16 protein-coding genes are annotated in these 20168 nt (G+C 64.9%); all 16 read right to left on the bottom strand.

The window, feature by feature from the left end:
* Positions 1–65: 65 nt before the first annotated feature.
* Positions 66–836: an SDR family oxidoreductase gene (locus tag IAE37_RS25665; RefSeq protein WP_201178254.1), complete on the bottom strand. Its 771-nt coding sequence runs from the start codon at positions 834–836 to the stop codon at positions 66–68.
* Complete coding sequence (locus IAE37_RS25660) at positions 836–2047, bottom strand: O-succinylhomoserine sulfhydrylase (protein WP_201178253.1); 1212 nt, start codon at positions 2045–2047, stop codon at positions 836–838. The genes IAE37_RS25665 and IAE37_RS25660 overlap by 1 nt, the downstream gene beginning before the upstream one ends.
* Positions 2048–2063: 16 nt before the next feature.
* Positions 2064–3569 (bottom strand): amidophosphoribosyltransferase, encoded by a 1506-nt coding sequence (gene purF / locus IAE37_RS25655; RefSeq protein WP_201178252.1) that lies wholly within the window; start codon positions 3567–3569, stop codon positions 2064–2066.
* 42 nt (positions 3570–3611) lie between these two features.
* Positions 3612–4166: a CvpA family protein gene (locus IAE37_RS25650; protein WP_201178251.1), complete on the bottom strand. Its 555-nt coding sequence runs from the start codon at positions 4164–4166 to the stop codon at positions 3612–3614.
* Positions 4167–4306: 140 nt separating this feature from the next.
* Entirely contained in the window at positions 4307–4978 is a 672-nt protein-coding gene (locus IAE37_RS25645; RefSeq protein ID WP_201178250.1) for an SPOR domain-containing protein, read from the bottom strand.
* A complete protein-coding gene (gene folC / locus IAE37_RS25640; RefSeq protein WP_201178249.1) occupies positions 4962–6278 on the bottom strand; it encodes a bifunctional tetrahydrofolate synthase/dihydrofolate synthase in 1317 nt (438 codons plus the stop codon). Before folC ends, IAE37_RS25645 begins: the two co-directional genes overlap by 17 nt.
* A complete protein-coding gene (accD, locus tag IAE37_RS25635; protein WP_201178248.1) occupies positions 6278–7171 on the bottom strand; it encodes an acetyl-CoA carboxylase, carboxyltransferase subunit beta in 894 nt (297 codons plus the stop codon). The genes folC and accD overlap by 1 nt, the downstream gene beginning before the upstream one ends.
* A 222-nt stretch (positions 7172–7393) precedes the next feature.
* Complete coding sequence (locus IAE37_RS25630) at positions 7394–8014, bottom strand: phosphoribosylanthranilate isomerase (protein WP_201178247.1); 621 nt, start codon at positions 8012–8014, stop codon at positions 7394–7396.
* Between the two features lie 60 nt (positions 8015–8074).
* Positions 8075–8929, bottom strand: a complete 855-nt coding sequence (gene truA, locus IAE37_RS25625) for a tRNA pseudouridine(38-40) synthase TruA (RefSeq protein WP_201178246.1) — start codon at positions 8927–8929, stop codon at positions 8075–8077.
* Positions 8930–9031: 102 nt separating this feature from the next.
* Positions 9032–11674, bottom strand: a complete 2643-nt coding sequence (locus tag IAE37_RS25620; protein ID WP_201178245.1) for a FimV/HubP family polar landmark protein — start codon at positions 11672–11674, stop codon at positions 9032–9034.
* Positions 11675–11743: 69 nt separating this feature from the next.
* Positions 11744–12748, bottom strand: coding sequence for an aspartate-semialdehyde dehydrogenase (locus IAE37_RS25615; RefSeq protein ID WP_201178244.1), 1005 nt, complete (start codon positions 12746–12748; stop codon positions 11744–11746).
* 83 nt (positions 12749–12831) lie between these two features.
* On the bottom strand, positions 12832–14304 hold the full coding sequence (locus IAE37_RS25610; protein ID WP_201178243.1) for a surface lipoprotein assembly modifier: 1473 nt from the start codon (positions 14302–14304) through the stop codon (positions 12832–12834).
* A 90-nt stretch (positions 14305–14394) separates the two neighbouring features.
* On the bottom strand, positions 14395–15153 hold the full coding sequence (locus IAE37_RS25605; RefSeq protein WP_201178242.1) for a Slam-dependent surface lipoprotein: 759 nt from the start codon (positions 15151–15153) through the stop codon (positions 14395–14397).
* Between the two features lie 87 nt (positions 15154–15240).
* Positions 15241–18384, bottom strand: a complete 3144-nt coding sequence (locus IAE37_RS25600) for a TonB-dependent receptor domain-containing protein (protein WP_201178241.1) — start codon at positions 18382–18384, stop codon at positions 15241–15243.
* Positions 18385–18493: 109 nt separating this feature from the next.
* Positions 18494–19492, bottom strand: a complete 999-nt coding sequence (locus tag IAE37_RS25595) for a FecR family protein (RefSeq protein WP_328822777.1) — start codon at positions 19490–19492, stop codon at positions 18494–18496.
* Positions 19493–19528: 36 nt separating this feature from the next.
* Positions 19529–20020, bottom strand: a complete 492-nt coding sequence (locus IAE37_RS25590) for an RNA polymerase sigma factor (protein ID WP_201178240.1) — start codon at positions 20018–20020, stop codon at positions 19529–19531.
* Positions 20021–20168: the final 148 nt, after the last annotated feature.

Raw genomic sequence — 20168 nt, 5'->3', positions numbered from 1 at the left:
CCCCTAACCCAGCCCCAAAGCCCCTAAGAGGAAGGGACCTGGCGCCTCAGTCCATAGCTCGCAGCTCAGCTATAGATCATCTTACGCGTCATCCCACCATCAACCACAAACTCCTGCCCGGTGACGAACCCCGCCTGCCGCGACAGCAACCAGGCCACCATCGCCGCGACGTCCTCCACCGTCCCTACCCTGCCCGCCGGATGCTGAGCATGGTCAGCCTCGGTCAACGGCTCGGCCCGCCGCTGCGATGGGTCGCGGGCATCGACCCAGCCCGGGCTCACCGCGTTGACGCGGATCTCCGGGCCAAGGCTCATGGCCAAGGCATGGGTCAGCGCCACCAGGCCGCCCTTGCTCGCCGCATAGGCCTCGGTGTCCGGCTCGGACTGGCGGGCACGGGTCGAGGTCAGGTTGACGATGGCGCCATTGTGCGCGCGCAGGTACGGCGCACAGTGCTTGGCCAACAGCATCGGGCCGCTGAGGTTGACCGCCAGGACGCGGTTCCATTGCGAAAGGCTCAGGCTTTCGAGGGTATGGTTGTGCGGGTTGGCAATGGCCGCGTTGCACACCAGCGCGTCCAGCCGGCCGAACTGGCCAAGCACCTCGGACACCCCGGCGCTGACCTGGGCCTCGTCGGCGACATCCATGCTGACGAACCAGGCGTTATCGCCCAGCGCCTTGGCCACCTTGGCCCCGCGCTGGCGATCGAGGTCGCTGAGGACCACCTGCCACCCTTCGCAGATCAGCCAGGCGGCGATGCCCAGGCCGATGCCGCGCGCGGCACCGGTCACCAGGGCTACCCGGCCGTTATGGCCCGGCCCGCCACCCTTAAGTTCCATCACAAGGCGGCCAGGCCGCGCGCCAGGTCCGCCTGCAGGTCGGCCACGTCTTCCAGGCCGACGGCGACGCGGATGAGGCTGTCGCGGATGCCCGCGGCTTCACGCTCCTGCGGCGACAGACGGCCGTGGGAGGTGGTCGCCGGGTGGGCGATGGTGGTCTTGCTGTCACCCAGGTTGGTGGTGATCGAGATCATCCGCGTGGCATCGATGACGCGCCAGGCGCCTTCCTTGCCACCCTTGACCTCGAAGCTCACCACCGCACCAAAACCGCTCATCTGGCGCTTGGCCAGTTCGTGCTGCGGGTGGCTCGGCAAGCCGGCGTAGTGCACTTTCTCGACGCCGTCCTGCTGCTCCAGCCACTCGGCCAGCGCCTGGGCGCTCTCGCAGTGCGCACGCATGCGCAGCTTGAGGGTTTCCAGGCCCTTGGTGAAGATCCAGGCATTGAACGGGCTGAGGGTCGGCCCGGCGGTACGCAGGAAGCCCACCACCTCTTTCATCTGCTCGGCACGGCCGGCCACCACACCGCCCATGCAACGGCCCTGGCCGTCGATGAACTTGGTCGCCGAATGGAACACGATGTCGGCACCGAGCTTGAGTGGCTGTTGCAGCGCCGGGGTGCTGAAGCAGTTGTCGACCACCAGCATGGCACCACGGGCATGGGCGATTTCGCTGAGGGCGGCGATATCGACCAGCTCGGCCAGCGGGTTGGATGGCGACTCGACGACCAGCAGCTTGGTGTTGGCCTTGATGGCCTTTTCCCAACCCGCCAGGTCGACCAGTGGCACGTAGTCGACTTCCACGCCAAAGCGCTTGAAGTACTTCTCGAACAGGCTGATGGTCGAGCCGAACACGCTCTGCGACACCAGCACGTGGTCGCCTGCACTGCACAGCGACATCACCACGGCCAGCAGCGCGGCCATGCCGGTGGAGGTGGCCACGGCCTGCTCGGCGCCTTCCATTGCCGCCAGGCGTTCCTCGAAGGCGCGCACAGAAGGGTTGGTGTAGCGCGAGTAGACGTTGCCCGGCGTTTCGCCAGCAAAGCGCGCAGCGGCGTCGGCCGCTGTGCGGAACACATAGCTGGAGGTCAGGAACAGCGCTTCGCTGTGCTCGGCCTCCGGTGTACGGTACTGACCGGCGCGTACCGCCAGGGTGTCGAAACCGACACCCTCGAGGTCACTGTCCAGTCGCCCGGCATCCCATTGATCCGTCATGCCGTCGCTCCCTAAATCAGTTGTTGTAGAGGTCGATGATCGCGCTGACCGCCTGGTTCTTGACCTTGGCCATGTCGTTACGGGCCTGCTCGATGCGATCGAGGTAGGCTTCGTCGATGTCGCCGGTGACGTACTCACCGTTGAACACCGCGCAATCGAAGTGATCGATCTTGATCTTGCCGCCACCGACCGATTCGATCAGGTCCGGCAGGTCCTGGTAGACCAGCCAGTCGGCGCCGATCAACTCGGCCACCTGTTCGGTGGTGCGGTTGTGGGCGATCAGTTCGTGGACACTCGGCATGTCGATGCCGTAGACGTTGGGGTAGCGCACCGCAGGCGCTGCGGAGCAGAAGTAGACGTTCTTGGCGCCGGCTTCGCGGGCCATCTGGATGATCTGCTTGCAGGTGGTGCCGCGCACGATCGAGTCGTCCACCAGCATCACGTTCTTGCCGCGGAACTCCAGCTCGATGGCGTTGAGCTTCTGGCGCACCGATTTCTTCCGCGCAGCCTGGCCGGGCATGATGAAGGTACGGCCGATGTAGCGGTTCTTGACGAAGCCTTCGCGGAACTTCACGCCCAGCCGGTTGGCCAGCTCCAGCGCGGCAGTGCGGCTGGTGTCCGGGATCGGGATGACCACGTCGATATCGTGCTCGGGGCGCTCGCGCATGATCTTGTCGGCGAGCTTTTCACCCATGCGCAGACGGGCCTTGTACACCGAGATACCGTCGATGATCGAGTCCGGGCGGGCCAGGTAGACGTGCTCGAAGATGCACGGCTGCAGCTTCGGCGCTTCGGCGCACTGCTTGGTGAACAGCTGGCCTTCCTCGGTGATGTACACCGCTTCGCCCGGCGCCAGGTCGCGGATCAGGGTGAAGCCGAGGACGTCGAGGGCGACGCTTTCGGAGGCGATCATGTACTCGACGCCTTCATCGGTATGGCGCTGGCCGAACACCACCGGGCGGATGCCGTTGGGGTCGCGGAAGCCGACGATGCCATAGCCGGTGACCATCGCCACCACAGCGTAGCCACCTACGCAACGGCTGTGCACGTGGGACACGGCAGCGAACACGTCTTCCTCGGTCGGCTGCAGCTTGCCGCGCACGGCCAGCTCGTGGGCGAACACGTTGAGCAGCACTTCGGAATCGGAGTTGGTGTTGACGTGGCGCAGGTCGGACTCGTAGATCTCCTTGGCCAGCTGCTCGACGTTGGTCAGGTTGCCGTTGTGCGCCAGGGTGATGCCGTACGGCGAGTTGACGTAGAACGGCTGGGCCTCGGCCGAGGTCGAGCTGCCCGCCGTCGGGTAGCGGACGTGGCCGATACCCATGTGGCCGACCAGGCGCTGCATGTGGCGCTGCTGGAAGACATCGCGCACCAGGCCGTTATCCTTGCGCAGGAACAACCGGCCGTCGTGGCTGGTCACGATACCGGCAGCGTCCTGGCCGCGGTGCTGGAGGACCGTAAGCGCGTCATACAGCGCCTGATTGACGTTCGACTTACCGACGATACCGACGATGCCACACATGCGACGCAACCCCTACTTTGATGAAACTTGAGTGAAAAGCGCTCACGGCCGAGCCGGCCCGAGCAGCTGTTCCTTGAACGGAAGATCAGCCGGAGTGCTGATCGCCCCACTGGACCACTGGCTGGTGAACCCCAGGATGAGGTTTTTCGACCAGTCGGCTACCAATAGAAATTGTGGTATCAGGCGCGATTCCTGCCACCAGTTGTCTTGTTGCACCGGGCCCAGGCTGAGCAGGCCCACGGCCACCACCACCAGCAAGGCCCCACGCGCGGCGCCGAAGGCCATGCCGAGGAAGCGATCGGTGCCGGACAACCCAGTCACGCGGATCAGCTCGCCGATGAGGAAATTGAGCATGGCCCCCACCAGCAGGGTGGCGACGAAAAGAATGGCGCAGCCGGCGATGGTGCGCATCGACGGCGTCTGGATATAGCTCTCAAGGTACACCGAGAGCGAGCCGCCGAACATCCAGGCTACCGCGCCGGCAATGATCCAGATGAGTAGCGACAAGGCTTCCTTGACGAAACCACGCTTGAGACTGATCAGTGTGGAAACGGCGATGATCGCAATGATCGCCCAATCAACCAGGGTAAAGGCCACGGTGTTGCCTGCAGACGTTTGAGGCGGCGCATTTTACCAGAGCGGCGGGCTGTGGGTAAGCGGAATGTCAGGTGGATTGGCGTGGGCTGCATTCGGCTTTGCAGGAGCGGCCTTGTGCCGCTCCTACAACAATGACGGCGTCAGCCCCGCTCGGGCTGGAAGCGCACGACGAAGCCCTTGAGGTTCTGCTGACGGTTGATCACATCGCGCAGGCGCTCGGCCTCGGCGCGCTCGATCAACGGCCCCACGTACACCCGATTCATGCCACCGGCCGAACGGATGTAGGCGTTGTAGCCCTGGCTACGCAGGGTTTTCTGCAGATTGTCGGCACCGGCACGGTTGGACAGGCTGGCCAGCTGGATCGACCAGCTCACCGGCAGGCCGTTGGCGTCGATTTTCGAAGGCGCGGTCGCGCTGGCAGCCGGGGCTTGTGCAGTGGACGGCTTGGCAGCAGGCGTCGGCAACGGAGTCTGCGGCTTGGGCTGTGGCTGAGCCTGCGACTGGGTCTGTGGCGACGGGGTGATCGGCTGGCTCGGCGTGCTCGGCTGCGCCATGGACTCGTTGACCACCACCGGCGCCTGCTCAGGCTGCTCCTGCACCGGCTCGGGCAATGGCTGCTGCTCAGGCACTGCCACCTGCTCCACCTTGACCTCAGGCAGGCTCGGCATGGCCGGCGCCTCGGGCGCCTCGACCCGGACCTGGCGCATCTCGTCCTCGCGGGTGAACAGCATCGGCAGGAAAATCACCGCCAGCGCCACCAGCACCAACGCACCGACCATGCGCTGTTTCATCCCTTTATCCAGCACTGCCATCTACTCCACCCTCCGGGGCCTGCCGCTCGAGCCATTGCAACGCCTCGGCGACACAGAAAAACGAACCGAACAGCAGGATCTGGTCATCCTCGGTTGCCTGCGCGCATTGCCCTTCGAGCGCTGCGTCGACACTGGCATAAGACTTCACCGTCGCGCCGAGGTTCGTCAAGGCGTCGGCCAGTTCACCGGCCGGTCGGCTGCGAGGCGTGTCCAGCGGCGCCACCGCCCAGTCGTCGACCAGGCCATGCAACGGTGCCAACACGCCGGCCAGGTCCTTGTCGGCCAACAGCCCGAACACCGCCAGGCGCCGCCCCTTGGCTGGCCGGGCCGCCAGGCGCCGGGCCAGGTACTCGGCGGCATGCGGGTTGTGCCCGACATCCAGCAGCAGGTGTACCGCCCTGCCCTGCCAACGCAGCGCCCGGCGATCGAGGCGCCCGGTGATACGGGTAGCGAGCAGTGCCTGGCGCAATTGCCCGGCATCCCATGGCAGGCCCATCAGCAGGTAGGCCTGCAGGGCCAGAGCGGCGTTTTCCATCGGCAGGTCGAGCAACGGCAGGTCGTGCAACTCCACCACCGCACCATCGGCCGCGACCCCACGCCATTGCCAGTGCTGGTCGCTGCTGGCCAGGTCGAAGTCACGACCGCGCAGGTACAATGGCGCGGCCAGCTCGGCTGCCTTGTCCAGCAACGGCTGAGGTGGGTCGAGGTCGCCGCACAACGCAGGCTTGCCCTGGCGGAAGACGCCGGCCTTCTCATAGGCCACCAATTCGCGGGTATCGCCCAGGTAATCGACATGGTCGACACCGACGCTGGTCACCAGCGCCAGGTCGGCATCGATCACGTTGACGGTGTCGAGGCGCCCGCCCAGGCCGACTTCGAGCACCACGGCGTCAAGCCCGGCGCGCTCGAACAGCCAGAACGCCGCCAGGGTGCCCATCTCGAAGTAGGTGAGGGAGATCTCGTCGCGCGCTGCCTCGACCACCGTGAACGCCTCGCACAACTGCTCATCGCTGGCTTCCTGGCCGTCGATGAGCACCCGCTCGTTGTAGCGCAGCAGGTGCGGCGAGCTGTACACGCCGACCTTGAGCCCCTGGGCGCGCAGCATCGAGGCGACGAAGGCGCAGGTCGAGCCCTTGCCGTTGGTACCCGTTACCGTGATCACCCGTGGTGCGAGCTTGCCCAGCGCCAGCCGGGCAAGCACCTTCTGTGAACGCTCCAGCCCCATGTCGATGGCCGACGGGTGCAACTGCTCGAGGTAGGCAAGCCACTCGCCGAGCGTACGTGGGCTGTGCTGAGTCATCACGCGACCGCAGCCGCCTCGCGCGCCAGCTCAGGCGTTGGCTGGCCGGTCATCTGGGCCAGCAGGCGGGCCAGACGTGGGCGCAGATCGCCACGGGAGATGATCAGGTCGATGGCGCCATGCTCCAGCAGGAACTCGCTGCGCTGGAAGCCTTCAGGCAGTTTTTCGCGCACGGTCTGCTCGATCACGCGTGGGCCGGCGAAGCCGATCAGGGCTTTTGGCTCACCGACGATGACGTCGCCGAGCATCGCCAGGCTGGCGGAAACGCCGCCGTAGACCGGGTCGGTCAGCACGGAGATGAACGGAATGCCTTCTTCGCGCAGGCGCGCCAGCACGGCCGAGGTCTTGGCCATCTGCATCAGCGAGATCAGCGCTTCCTGCATGCGCGCACCGCCGGAGGCCGAGAAGCAGACCATCGGGCAGCGGTTTTCCAGCGCATAGTTGGCGGCGCGGACGAAACGTTCACCGACCACGGCGCCCATCGAACCGCCCATGAAGGAGAATTCGAAGGCACTGACCACGATCGGCATGCCCATCAGGGTACCGCTCATGGAGATCAGGGCGTCTTTTTCGCCAGTCTGCTTCTGCGCGCCGACCAGGCGGTCCTTGTACTTCTTGCCGTCACGGAACTTCAGACGGTCGACCGGCTCGAGGTCGGCACCGAGCTCGGCGCGGCCTTCGGCATCCAGGAAGATGTCGATGCGGGCACGTGCACCGATGCGCATGTGGTGGTTGCACTTGGGGCAGACATCCAGGGTCTTTTCCAGCTCCGGACGATACAGCACGGCTTCGCAGGCTGGGCACTTGTGCCACAGGCCTTCTGGCACCGAGCTCTTCTTCACCTCGGAACGCATGATCGATGGAATCAGTTTGTCGACCAACCAGTTGCTCATGCTTTCTTTCTCCAGTATCGGCGGGCGGGGACCGGTCTGGCCGGCCATGCCCTGCCCTTGAGCTCAAATTCTTCTATGGAACGATGACGACCCGATCACAGGGGCTGCCTGCGTACCGCGTCGCCGTCAATGGTGTTCTGTGCCGCACGGTGTACCGGCGGCCGCCCCGCAGGGCTGCGATAGCTATGGACGATGGCGCGCCGCCAGCCGTCACATCTACCCTCACGCCTGTTTCACCGCACGGATGAATGCGGCGATCTTCGTGGCATCCTTGATGCCCTTGCTTTGTTCCACGCCGCCACTGACATCCACCGCATAGGGGCGCACCTGGGCAATCGCCTGACCGACATTGTCGGCCGACAGGCCGCCGGCGAGAATCACCGGCTTGCTCAGGCCAGCCGGCACCAGCGACCAGTCGAAGGCCTCGCCGGTACCACCGGGCACCCCGGCCACGTAGGTATCGAGCAACACGCCCTGGGCGCCGGCATAGTGCTGGCAGGCCGCCTCGATATCGTCACCGGGGCGGACCCGCAAGGCCTTGATCCAGGGGCGGTGGAAGCCGTCGCAATCGGCGGGGGTTTCATCGCCGTGGAACTGTAGCAGGTCCAGCGGCACCACTTCGAGAATCTCGTTGAGCTCGCAACGCGAGGCATTGACGAACAGGCCCACGGTGGTCACGAACGGTGGCAGCTCGGCGATGATCGCCCGCGCCTGGCGCACGTCCACGGCACGCGGGCTCTTGGCATAGAAGACGAAACCGATGGCGTCGGCCCCGGCATCGGCTGCGGCCAGGGCATCCTCGATGCGGGTGATCCCGCAGATCTTGCTGCGAACGTTGCTCATGGACTGCAAACCCTGAGTGTCTGGTCAAAGGCCGGATGGTAGCAAATGCCCCAGGCGACGTCAGTCGGCCAAGGCTTCGTAGCCGGTGAGAAAGTGTGGGCCGATGTAACGGCTGGGCAGCTCGAAGGCTTCCGGGTATTCCACCTGCACCAGGTACAGGCCATAGGGATGCGCGGTCACGCCGCCCTCGCGCCGGTTGCGCCCTTCGAGCACCTCGCGCGCCCAGCTGGCAGGCCGCTCACCGGCACCGATGGTCATCAACACCCCGGCGATGTTGCGCACCATGTGGTGGAGGAAGGCCGTGGCGCGTACGTCGAGCACGATCATGCGGCCATGGCGGGTGACGCGCAGGTGATGGATGTGCTTGATCGGCGACTTGGCCTGGCACTGGCTGGCGCGGAAGGCGCTGAAATCGTGGGTACCGAGCAGGTAGCGGGCAGCCTCGGCCATGCGCTCGACATCCAGCGGCCGGTGGTTCCAGGTGACTTCCTCGGCCAGGTGCGCTGGGCGGATCGGATCGTTGTAGATGACGTAGCGATAGCGCCGGGCAGTGGCCTTGAAGCGGGCATGGAAGTCGGCGGGCATCGGCCGCGCCCAGACCACGCTGATGTCGTGGGGCAGGTTGAAGTTGCTGCCCAGGGTCCAGGCGCGCTCGTCGCGCTGCGCCTGGGTATCGAAGTGCACGACCTGGCCACAGCCGTGCACGCCGGCGTCGGTACGGCCGGCACAGACGACTGCGATGGGTTCGTTGGCGACCTTCGACAGCGCCCGCTCCAGGGCTTCCTGGACGCTTGGCACGCCGCTGGCCTGGCGCTGCCAGCCGCGGTAGCGCGAGCCTTTGTATTCCACGCCCAGGGCGATGCGGGTGAAGCCTTCGGCGGCCGATTCGGTGGCGGCGGTGTCGATGATGTCCAAGAACGTGAAACCTGTAGGTGATACGCAATGGCGGGGATTATAACGACAACGGCAGCCGTGTAGGGCTGCCGTTGTCGTCAGGGTGCCTGGGCCAGCCTTCTATCAGACCAACCGCGACAGCATGTCCTCGGCTTCCTGGCGCTGGGTGTCGTCGCCGTCCTTGACCACTTCGTCGAGGATGTCCCGCGCGCCCTGGTGGTCGCCCATGTCGATGTAGGCGCGCGCCAGGTCGAGCTTGGTCGCCACTTCGTCGGTGCCGGAGAAGAAGTCGAAGTCCAGGTCGTCCAGCGGCTCAGGCTCGGCGGCGGCGTCCTCGGCGGTGAACTGCGGCTCCAGCGACGGGCTTTCGAGGTTCTGCGACAGCTTGTCGAGCTCGGCGTTGACGTCGTCGAGCTCCGAGGCGAAGTGCTTCGCCGCCGGCGAGTCGTCGTCCAGCGACAGCGACAGGTCGAAGTCTTCCGGCAGCTCCAGCTCGGAGATCGGATCGAACTCGGGCATGGCATCGAAGGCAGCCAGTTCTGCAGCCACGTCGACCGGCTCCTCGGCATCAGTTGCAGCCGGGGCGGCAGGCTCGCCAACGTCGAGGTCGAAGTCGGCCAGGTCATCGACCGCTGGCGCCTCGGCCTGGGCCAACAGGGTCTCGAAATCGGCGTCGGCGTCGGTTTCCGGCTCTGCAGGCGGCACCACCGGAGCCTCGTCGGCCTGCGGCTGATCCAGCGACACGTCGTCGAGCATCGGCAGTTCGAGGGCATCGTCCAGCGCCAGGTCGTCGTCCAGGCTGAGGTCGAAGGCGCTGTCCAGGTCGTCCACCTCGGGAGCTGGCGCTTCGCCGACCTCGTCCACTTCCGGCTCAGGCTCCGGCTCGGCCTGCAGCTCTGGTGCCACATGCGCTTCGACGTCCGCCGGTGGCTGGTCCTGCAGCAGGTCCTGAACGTACTGCTCGTCCATTTCCGCTGCCAGGGCGGCAGCGCCCAGACCGGCGGCGGCAAGGCCGAGCATGGCCGGATAACGGTTCTTGAGATCGTCGACCTGGGCAGTATTGGCCTCGGTGCCAGGCAACTTGCGCTCCTGTTCGACGAAGCCGCTGTGGTCACCCTGGCGGGCATAGACATCCATGAGCTTGAGGCGCAGGTCGTCGCGCTCGGGCTCGGCGGCCACCGCCGCCTCCAGCAGGTCGGCGGCATGGTTCAGGCGGCCAGCGGCGATGCTCTGGTCGACCTCGGCGAGCAGCTGCGCGTGCACGTCGATCACCGGCTCCGGCTCTGCCACCGGAGCGGCCACGACAGGCTTCTCGGCGGCTGTGGCAGCGGCGGCGGAGGCCGCCACCACGGCTGGCGACAAGGTCACGCTCGGCGCCGCGACCTCCACGCCCTCGAAGCTGCTCGGCGGCAGGTCGAAGTCCGCGCCTCGTTGGTTTTCTTCGCTCAGGGCACGGGCCATGCGCAGGTGCTTCTCGGCTTCCTGCTGGGCCTTGCGCTTGCGCATCAGCAACAGCACCAGCAGCAACAGCACGAGCAAGGCCGAGCCGGCGATCAGGCCCAGCAGCAGCGGATTGCCGAGCAGGTCATCGAGGGCTCCGGGCTGCTTCTCGGCCGCTTGCTGGTCGCCCGCTGGCGAGCTTGCAGGAGCGGTGTCGACGGCCGCAGGAGCAGGCTCGACCACCGGCTCCGCAGCCGGGACAGGTGGCTGCGTCGCAGCCGGGTCAGCCGGCGCCGCAGTGGCCGGGCCAGCTCCGGCGGCCCCTTGCGCTTCCAGGCGTGCCAGCTGGTCGTTCTTCAACGCGATGAGGCGCTCCAGCTTGTCCAACTGGCTCTGCAGGTCGCTCATGCGACTCTTGAGTTCGTCATTGTCACGACGGCTGGTGTCCAGGCTCTCCTGGGCCACGGCCAGTTTGTCGTTGAGGGCCTTGGTATCGTTGGCCTTGGCCTGGTTGCCCGGGCTGACCAGACGCAGGTTGTCGCCCTGGTCGACGCGTGCTGGCGCGGCCTCGGCGGCGCCACGGCGGGTAGCGTCGAGCTGACGCGCACGCGGCCCCAGGCGCCGGCCTTCACGCCAGGCGCTGTACTGCTCGGCCACCTCGCGGTTGGCTTCGCCCTGGGGAATGCTCTGGACCTGCTGCTGATCGGGCAGGCGCAACACCTGGCCGACCTTCAGCTGGTTGATGTTGTTGCCGATAAAGGCGTCAGGGTTGAGCGCCTGGATGGCGATCATGGCCTGCTGCACCGAGCCACCGTTGGCATTGCGCGCGGCGATCTGCCACAGGGTGTCGCGGCGCTGGGTGGTATAACTCGCCCCGCTGCTGACCGCCGGGGCGACATTACCGGCCTGGGGCTGCTCGCCCTGGGCCTTGGCCTGGTCGAGCAACACGCTGTAGTCACGCAACAGGCGGCCCTGGGGCCACATCACCTGGACCAGGAACTTGACCACGGTGCCCGGCAACGGCTGGCTGGAGGTCACCCGCAACACGCTCTTGCCGTTGGGGTTGATCACCGGGGTGAACGTCAGGCCTTCCAGCTCAGTGGTGTAAGGCACTCCGGCCTTGCTGAATTCTTCAGGCGACGCCAGGCTCGGCGCCACCTCGGCGGCACGCAGGTCGCGCACGTCGAGCAGCTCGATCTCGGCATCCAGCGGCTGGTTCTGCGCCGACTTGAGGGTCAGCTCACCCAACCCCAGGGCGTTCGCCATGCCGGACGACAGCGCCGACGCTGCCGCCATGGCCAGAACCAGTTTGCGAATTCGAAGCATGACTCTTCCCTTGTATGGATCGTCCAGCACCTTGTTACGGTGTAGGACAAAATTGCTCGCCAGTATCTTTTACACCATATGTTTTATCAACAATTGCGCCACCTGGACGGCGTTGAGGGCAGCGCCCTTGCGCAGGTTGTCGGTGGTCAGCCACAGGTTCAGCTGCTCCGGCTCGTCGACACCCAGGCGTACACGACCAACATAGACCACGTCTTGCCCGACTGCGTCGCCTACCGGGGTCGGATAGTCGTCCGGCTCCACCAGCTCCAGGCTGTCGGCACTGTCCAAGGCCTGGTTGACCGCGGCAAGATCGACCGGCGCACGGCTCTGCACTGCCACACTGAAGCTATCGCCGAAAAACACCGGGACTTGAATGCAGGTCACGGAAATCTTCAGATCGGCCAAACCCAGCAGCCCACGTAGCTCGCCGACAAGCCGCCGCTCGAGGACGCTGTGGCCCTGCTCGTCCACCGCGCCCACCTGGGGCAACAGGTTGAACGCCACCTGGCGGTCGAAGAAGCGTGGTTCCAGCGGCCGGGCATTGAGCAGCTCGGCGGTCTGCCGGGCCAGTTCGTTGACCGCCTCGCGGCCTTGGGCCGATACCGCCAATGCGGCCATCACCTGCACCCGTTCGATGGCCAGCAGCCCCTTGAGCGGCGCCAGCGCCACGGCAAGGGCCACGGCGGCGGCGCTGGGGCTGGCGATGCGCGCCGGCAGTTGCAGGCCATCGAGGCGCTCGGGGTTGGCTTCCGGGACCACCGGCACCGCGTCGTCCAGGCCACCAGACAGGTCGATGACCGTGCAGCCGGCCTGCTCGGCCTTGCTGGCGAAGCTGCGGCTCACGGCCGGGCCCGCGGCGAAGAAGGCCAGCTTGACCTGGGCGAAGTCGAAGCTGTCGACCTCGCGCACCTTGAGCTTCTTGCCGGCGAACATCACGCTGCTACCCGCCGACTCCATGCTGGCCAGCAGGTGCAGGGTGGCGACCGGGAACGCCAGTTCTTCGAGTACCTGTACCAGGGTTTCACCGACGCTGCCGGTGGCGCCGACGACGGCGATATCGAATGTAGGGTTCATCTTGCGGGCTGCCTCTGGCGAAACGGGAGCGGCACTTTACCGCCAATGCCCGGACGAGGCCAACGCCGCCGACGTCGCCCCCCTCAGAACTGCTTCTCGAGCTTGAGGCTGACGCTGTTGCGCTCCCAGCTGTACAGCCAGTCGACATTGCTGCTGACCTGGTTGTACTTGAAGGTCAGGCTCGGCACCAGGTCGTGAAAGGCCAGGCCCGGCGCACGCAGGATGAAGGTGTAGCCCTGCTCGCGCTCGTGGCGTCGGTCGTCGAGCAAGGCGCTGTAGGCATCGTATTGGCGGGTCCGCCAGGAGGCGAACAGCACGGCGCTCAGGCCGATGTCGAAGTCCTTGGCCACGCCCAGGCGCAGCCCCTTCTGAAAATAGGCCTCGGTCGCGTCGCGGGTGTCGCGGTCGGTGAGGTCGAAGCCGCCGAACAGCACCCACTGTCGTGGCAAAGCCTGCCACAGGGTGGCATACAGCGAAGCCGCGCTACCGTCATAGATATCTGCGGCCTGGCGCCGATAGGCCATGTCCTTGTATTCACCCTCAAGCTTGAACATGCGGGTCTCGGACAGGTTGTGCAGCCACTCACCACGCAGGCCCCAGGCCGAGTACATGGGCTCGCTGCCGATACGGTCGTATTCGAACGACGGGCCCAGGCTGTATTGGTTGCGCCCATCCTGGTAGCTGTAGCCGGCGTTGCCGATGAACGTGTCTTCGTTGTACTTGCCCTGGCCATCATAGGCCTGGCCGTAGGCCAGCGCGCGGGCGAACACGCCGTGGTGCCCAGCCAGGGCGACGCGTTTGTTCAACGTGGCTTCGTAGTCGATGCCGTGGGCCGACACGGCCTTGGGCATCTTGCGCTGCACCAGGTACACCCCGTCGCTGGTTTCGAGGCGATAGGTGGTAGTGCTTTCCGAGGACTGGTTGAGGTTGTCGTTGAACGTCGGACCGACGGCCAGCGAGCCCTGCCAGCTTTCGCGGTGGTCCAGCGCCTCGACGAAGCTGTCGACGGTGTTGCCCAGCCCCTGGTTGCGCGCATCGGCGGGGCCCAGGCTCTGGCTGATCTGGCGGAAGGCGGTGGTAGCCTCGCGGTCTTTGCGGTTTTCGAACAGGACCCGGGCCAACTCCAATTGCCCAGGCAGGAAATCCCCCTGCATGGCCAGTAGCTGCCGATAGTGGACCTCGGCGGCGTCCAGGTCGCCACGCGAACGGGCCAAGGCGCCGTCGGCGTAGGCCAGGAGCATGCGGTCGTGCCCAGGCAAGGCGATGTAGCGAGCGCGAAACGCGACGACATCGGCCCATTGCTGGCGCTGCACCGACACATAGAGGGCGCGGCCAAGGTCGTCGAGGTTGTCTTCCACCCGGTATGCCTGACCATCGATGACCAGCGTGGTGCCGGCCTCCGCGCCTTCGAGGAGTTGCCGCTCCTGGCGGTTGGCGCGGTATTCGATGCTCTGGTTCAGGCGCAGATTGGTGTCCTGGTCGGCCAGGGCGTTGGGGGGAAGAAGAAACAGGGGGTACAGCAGCAGGACGTGACGCAAACACGAAGACTGGGGCATTGCTCGGTTCTCGGGTGCCTCGAAATGGAAGCGCAAAAGCGGTGGCAGGCAGCCGACGTCTCGGCCACCCGCCACCTGCCGCTCAGCGGATTACTTCTTCACGCCACCGAAGGCAGTGTCGTAGTTGCGGTTGGCGAACTTGGCGATACCGGCCAGGGAGGCGGTGGCGCCAGCGCCGAAGAAGCTGCCCTGGGTAGTACCGGCCGACAGCGCGGCGTTGGTGGTCGGGTTGAGCGCCGTCGCGGTACCGGCGAAGGCCGCGGTGGTCTTGTTGATCGCGGCGTTCAACTGAACCTTCAAGGCACCGTTGGCCAGGTTGCCCGACAGGGTCGGGGTGGCGGCACCGAAGGTCGCGTTCAGGTCGCCGGAGAGCAGGTTGGCACCGGAGTAGTTGCTGATGCCCTGCACGGCATAGGTGACGTTGGTGGTCGGCAGCACCCGGCCAGTGGTGTCGCCAGAGTAGTAGACGACACGGGTCGGATCGTTGGTGGTGCCGTTCTGCGACCATTCACCGAAATACACCTGCTGGGTGGAAACCTGCTTGAAGTCGAAGTTGCCCAGGGCAGCGTGCGAAGCCGGCATCATAGCCGGGGTGATGGTGGTGACCCCATTGGCATCGGCCGGCACCATCGCCTTGAGGCCGCTGAAGGCCACCCGCGTGCCGTTGTAGAAAGCATTCACGCCCACGGCTGGCGAGCCAGCCTCGCCTGGATGGTTGGTGGAAGTGCCCTGCGAGCCGCCCACCTGCACGGAGCCGGTGTAGCTCTGGCCCGAAGCGACATCGGCCTGGGCCACCCCAGCCACGCCCAGCAGTGCAATTGCAAGTACGGAAACATTGAACGCTTTCATTTCATCATCCTTTGAGAAAGTAAAAATAATCAACAGACAAGCACTTGCGGTACCGAAGGTTTCATCCGTCCATACTCACCTCACGCACTAGAATTTTGCAGTCAGTCCAACTTTCAAGGTTCGCCCCGGTGCCGGCATGGCCGAACGGGTCAAGGGGTCCAGGTAGTAGAGATTGCTCAAGTTGGTACCGACCAACTCGACGTTGATGTCATCGGTCAACTTGTAATTGACGTAGGCGTCGTAGGTCACGATGTTGTCCCAGGACAACGGCGTGTTCAGGTAGTACGACACCATCGGGTTGTCGCCGTAGTTGCTGGAGAACTTGCTGTCGTGGCCCTTGTAGTAGATGACCCGGCCGCCGACTTCGAGACGACGGTCGAGAAAGCGCGCACCGATGCCCAGGTTCGCCGACCATTCGGGCATGGCCATGCCGGCCAGGTAGCCGCCGACGAAACCGTCGTCGACGCAGTTGGGGATCCCCCCGGTGGGGTCGAGGGTGATGGCGCTGTTTTCATCGCACACTTTGTTTTTCAGCACATGCGCGACACTCAGGTCGGTAAAGAACCTGCCACTGTCATAGCGCCCCTGAAGTTCGACGCCCGCCGTCACTTGTTTCTCGATATTGGAGAACATCAACTGCGGGTCACGCTCGATCACATCGTTGGTGGTGTTGTGGTAGTAGGTGAGTTTTATGTCTGCCTGTTCACTGCCCAACACACCGCTGAGGTTGTGAATGTAGGCCGCCTCATAGTTGTGCGCATGTTCCGGTTTCAATGGATATGGCGACAACGAGGCCGAGAAACCGATGGTACTTTCGAACATGCTCGGGTAACGGATCGCCTCGCTGTAGCGCAGGTAGAAGCGGCCGTTTTCGGAGGTGTAGAACGTGGCCGAGAGGTTCGGCACCCAGCCATGATCCCGGCGATGCTTGGCCGACACGTCGACCGGCTGATTGGCCAGGTTGCCTTCCAGGTCCCGCGCATCGGCGCCGGACGAATACCCGACGATACTGCAGTTGAGGATGTTCTCGCCGGCCGCTGCGGCGATCGCGCAAGGGCTGTTGCTGCGGTGGTAGCGCCCATTGCCGTCCTGGGCCCAGTGCGCTTGATGCTCGGTATCTAGCACGCGGGGCGTTTCGCTTTCGATCAGGTCGATGGTCGGCTGCCGCTCTTCCTGGGGGGTGCCGAACAGGTCCCAGATCTCGTTGAAGAACGCCAGCTTCTCGTCGACCACCGCCCGCCATTGCGCGTCCGACAGGGTCTGGCGCGTGTTGTAGGTGACGCCACGCCCGGTCTGCACGTTGTCGGTGGTCACTCCGGTGTCGCGCTGGTTCTGCGCCAGGAAGTCATCGAACGACCAATAGGAGGAATAACGCCCGCCTGCGGTGAAGCGGGCGAAACTGACCGGCTGCCAATCGAAGTTGAAGTTGTATTCCTGCTCTTCGCGCCGCCCTGCCCGGGGGAAGATCCGCGTGGTAGAAAACGTGGTGGGGTCGTAGATGCTATCGCCGGAACTGAGCTTCTCGTGCTGGTAGCTGCCGCCGAGCGTGAGGCCAAGGGTGTCCAGCAATTGCAGGCGGTTGCTGAGGGTCAGGCCGACGCGATCATGCTTGGCGTTGGCCACGGCGGTATTGCGAAACTCGGGGTACTGCGCCGTGGTTTCGTTGGGTACGCCACCGGCGCTGTAGGTATCGCTGAGGGTGCGGGTCATCCACAGGTTGGAATAGAAATCCAACCAAGGGTTGTTCTCTGGGTTGAGCTTGTATTCGAGGTTGTAGGCCTTGCTCTGCACATGGCTCAGCGGCCACTGCGGCACGCCATAGGTCGCCGCGTCATACTGGGTGCCTGGGGAAAAGAAGGAAATCCGTGTGGGCAGGATCTCGCCGTACAACGAATCGGTGTCGCGGTAGCCGAACTCCAGGGTCTGCCCTTCGTCGATCTTCCAGGTGGCCTTGGCCAGCCATGACTCCATCTTGCTCGACGTATTGGGCACCTCATCGCCCGGCTTGTAGATACGCGCCAGGTTCGGCACGTAGTCCCATTTGCCGTCGACCAGTTCGCCACTGGAGTAGTAGCTGCTCTTGTTCTTGCCGGCGTAGTGGTTACCCTTTTCCCGGTAGGCATAGGCCGCCATCAGGTCGAAATGCTCCTGGCGGGTGCCCAGGGCCAGGCGGTAGGCCTGGTCGTCACCGGACAACAGGCCGTTGCTGCTGCTGGTGCGCGGATGCTTGTACAGCGACGGGTCGTAATAGGAATTGATCGGGTAGTACTGGTAGTCGTCGCCCGGCATCTGCCCGGTCAGCAAGGTGGGGAGCTTGGGCGAGACCGAGTTGTTGCTGCCTTCGAGCTTCAATTCGCCGCCGAAGGTCTCGCCTTCCTTGAGGATGTCATCGACGCTCAGGGTGTTGGCCACCACCGCCCCGCCGACGCCGCTGTACACATTGCGTTCCAGATTCGGGCCTTTGATGACCTTGATCGAGCCAATCAGGTTGGGGTCGATGTAGTTGCGGTTGTTGGCGCCCATGTAGCCGCGGTACACGGTCAGCGCCTGCTCGGTGCCATCGATGGTCAGCGGTACCCGCCCCGGCCCCTGGATGCCCCGCACATTGGGGTCGAGGGCTCCGCTGTTGCGGGCATCGCCGCTATAGACGTTGAGCATGCCCTTGAACACGTCGGCAGGTGCGGCGCCCTTGTAGCGCTCGATCTGCTCCTTGCCGGCATAGACGGTGGAGATGTCCTGGTCGTAGATGTCGCTGTAGCCTTTCTCGTCCCGCGAGCGGCCATCGCGCTGGCTGTAGACGTAGGTCGGGTGCAGGTCGTCGGGGTTCTGGGCGCTGGCGCCAGCCGCTGGCTGCAACTGGATCACCGGGCGGTCGGCCTGGCCGCCGAGGCTGAAGCTCACCGGCAGGCCTTCGAGCAGGCGTTGCAGGGCCATGTCCAGGGTCATGCGGCCCTGCACGGGGTTGGCATACAAGCCAGAAAAGGCATTGCCGGTCAGGTACAGCTCGGCATCGGCCTGATTGGCCAGACGCACCAGGGCATCCTCGAGCGCCCCGCCCTGCACGTCGAATTCATGGTACTGGCTGGCCTGGCGGCTGAGCGCCGCGGCTGGCTCGGCGACTGCCGCCTGCAGCGACGATGCGCTGGCGCAGCAGGTGAACAAGGCCAGCTGAATTCCCAGGCTCAGCTTGCCACGTTGAGGGGCGAAGAACCCCGAAGCTCCCTTTGACATCGATTGCAAACACCCTAGCTAAAGACAAATAAGATTTATTTGCACTTAGTAACGGGTGAAGGCTTGAAACGCAGTAGAGCGATATATTCTAAATGATGGCGTTTTTATATCAATAAATCAGCAGCACGCCCGGCAGCTGCATGACTTTGGCGTGCGCCTGGGCCGCCAACTGGCGCAGCGCGTCGTCGACGTTGTCGGTGCGCACCACGGCATTGACCGGCAGCCGGCCCAACGCCTCGCCGCGCACCAGGGTCAGGCCGGGGCGATAGCGGCCCAGCTGCCGTGCTGCCTGGGCCAGGGTCGACTGGCGCAGCACCACCCTGCCCTGCTGCCAGCTGGCCAGTTCCTGCGGCGACTGTTCCAGTGGCTTGAGCCCGGCCTGGGGGCTGAAATACAGGCTATCGCCCTGTTGCAGCACGGCAGACGCCGAGGCTTCGTCGAGATCATGGGGCACCAGGTCGATCTCGACACTGTGCTGCAGCACCGCGACCCAGCCCGAGCGTTCGTCCTCATCGACCGCCACCAGGTAGCGGGTACCGCGGGCAGTGACCGTAGCACCTGGCGTGCGGACCGTGAACGGCCGCGATTCCGCCTCGCCCACGGGCGACGGCGCGAACACCGCCTCACCCCGCTTGAGGCGCACCGTGCGGCGCTCGCCGTCGTAGGCAATGCTGAGGATGCTGCGGCTGCCCAGGTCGATCTGGCTGCCGTCATCGAGCGTCACGTGGCGGACTTCGCCATAGCCGGTCTGGTAGTCGGCCCCCAGGCCCTGCACCCAGAACGGCGGGGCCAACCACAACCAGCAGGCCACGGCCAAGCCCGTCAATGCCCCCGCACAGGCCTTGGGCCGCTGCAAGGCCTCTTGCAACCAGGCCAGCGGGCCATGCCCACGTGCCGGTCGGGGTGGGCGCACATAGCCTTGGCGCAACGCCCCGGTGGCTTGCCAGGCGCGATCAAGCCGCTGGGCTGCTGCGGCATGCCGCGGATCGGCGGCCAGCCAACGCCCATAGGCCGCTTTCTCGGCGGGGCCGAGGCGACCTTGGCGATGCTTCGTGACCCATTCGGCGGCGCAGCGCTCGATCGGGTCAATGCTGTCTGAGGGGTTCACGGTGTGTTGCTGCTGCCTCTTGGGTATGCGTCTGGACTACAGGTCGGCCTCCAGCTCCCTGCCGATCCTGACGAGTGCGCTGGCCAGGTGTTTTTGTACCGAACTGGTGGAAATCCGTAAATAACGTGCGGCCTCTTTATGGGTCATCCCCTCGACCCGACACAGCAGGAAAACATCGCGTGTGCGCTCGGGCAACAATTCCAGCAACGCATGCAGGCGCTCCAGTTCATGCGCGCCGATCGCCTGATCCTCGGGCGAACAGCCTTCGTCGACCAAGGTATCGAACACCAGGGATGGCTCGGTCTCGTAGCGCCTGCTGCCATAGCGCCGGTGATGGTCGATCATCAAGTTGTGGGCAATACGGAACAGGTAGCCGGGGCTGGCCAGCAGCCTCTCCACGCCTTCCATCTGGGCCAGGCGCAGGAAGGTTTCCTGGACCAGGTCCGACGCCAGGCTCGGCGTGCAGTTCTTGCGCAGCAGGTAACGGTGCAAGGCGGGGGCATGTTGGGTGAAGAGTTGTTCCAGCACGTCAGCACTTTCCTATGCTCAGGCAAACTGGGGAGCCCGATTATAATGAGAATACTTCTCACCAAGCCAGGGATTTGCACCGCCTGTTTGTAACCGTTACAAAACAAAAAACCCGCGCTGTCACCAGCACGGGTTTTTTGCACACCAG

Source organism: Pseudomonas sp. S31 (assembly GCF_016648105.1).
Classification (GTDB): domain Bacteria; phylum Pseudomonadota; class Gammaproteobacteria; order Pseudomonadales; family Pseudomonadaceae; genus Aquipseudomonas.
Note: the sequence above shows the minus strand (reverse complement) of the source record. Positions and strands in the feature narration are given on the sequence as shown.

Coding starts and splice junctions, on each gene's coding strand:
- IAE37_RS25665 (WP_201178254.1), bottom strand. CDS start 836: ATGGAACTTAAGGGTGGCGGGCCGGGCCATAACGGCCGGGTAGCCCTG.
- IAE37_RS25660 (WP_201178253.1), bottom strand. CDS start 2,047: ATGACGGATCAATGGGATGCCGGGCGACTGGACAGTGACCTCGAGGGT.
- purF (WP_201178252.1), bottom strand. CDS start 3,569: ATGTGTGGCATCGTCGGTATCGTCGGTAAGTCGAACGTCAATCAGGCG.
- IAE37_RS25645 (WP_201178250.1), bottom strand. CDS start 4,978: ATGGCAGTGCTGGATAAAGGGATGAAACAGCGCATGGTCGGTGCGTTG.
- folC (WP_201178249.1), bottom strand. CDS start 6,278: ATGACTCAGCACAGCCCACGTACGCTCGGCGAGTGGCTTGCCTACCTC.
- accD (WP_201178248.1), bottom strand. CDS start 7,171: ATGAGCAACTGGTTGGTCGACAAACTGATTCCATCGATCATGCGTTCC.
- IAE37_RS25630 (WP_201178247.1), bottom strand. CDS start 8,014: ATGAGCAACGTTCGCAGCAAGATCTGCGGGATCACCCGCATCGAGGAT.
- IAE37_RS25620 (WP_201178245.1), bottom strand. CDS start 11,674: ATGCTTCGAATTCGCAAACTGGTTCTGGCCATGGCGGCAGCGTCGGCG.
- IAE37_RS25615 (WP_201178244.1), bottom strand. CDS start 12,748: ATGAACCCTACATTCGATATCGCCGTCGTCGGCGCCACCGGCAGCGTC.
- IAE37_RS25610 (WP_201178243.1), bottom strand. CDS start 14,304: ATGCCCCAGTCTTCGTGTTTGCGTCACGTCCTGCTGCTGTACCCCCTG.
- IAE37_RS25605 (WP_201178242.1), bottom strand. CDS start 15,153: ATGAAAGCGTTCAATGTTTCCGTACTTGCAATTGCACTGCTGGGCGTG.
- IAE37_RS25600 (WP_201178241.1), bottom strand. CDS start 18,384: ATGTCAAAGGGAGCTTCGGGGTTCTTCGCCCCTCAACGTGGCAAGCTG.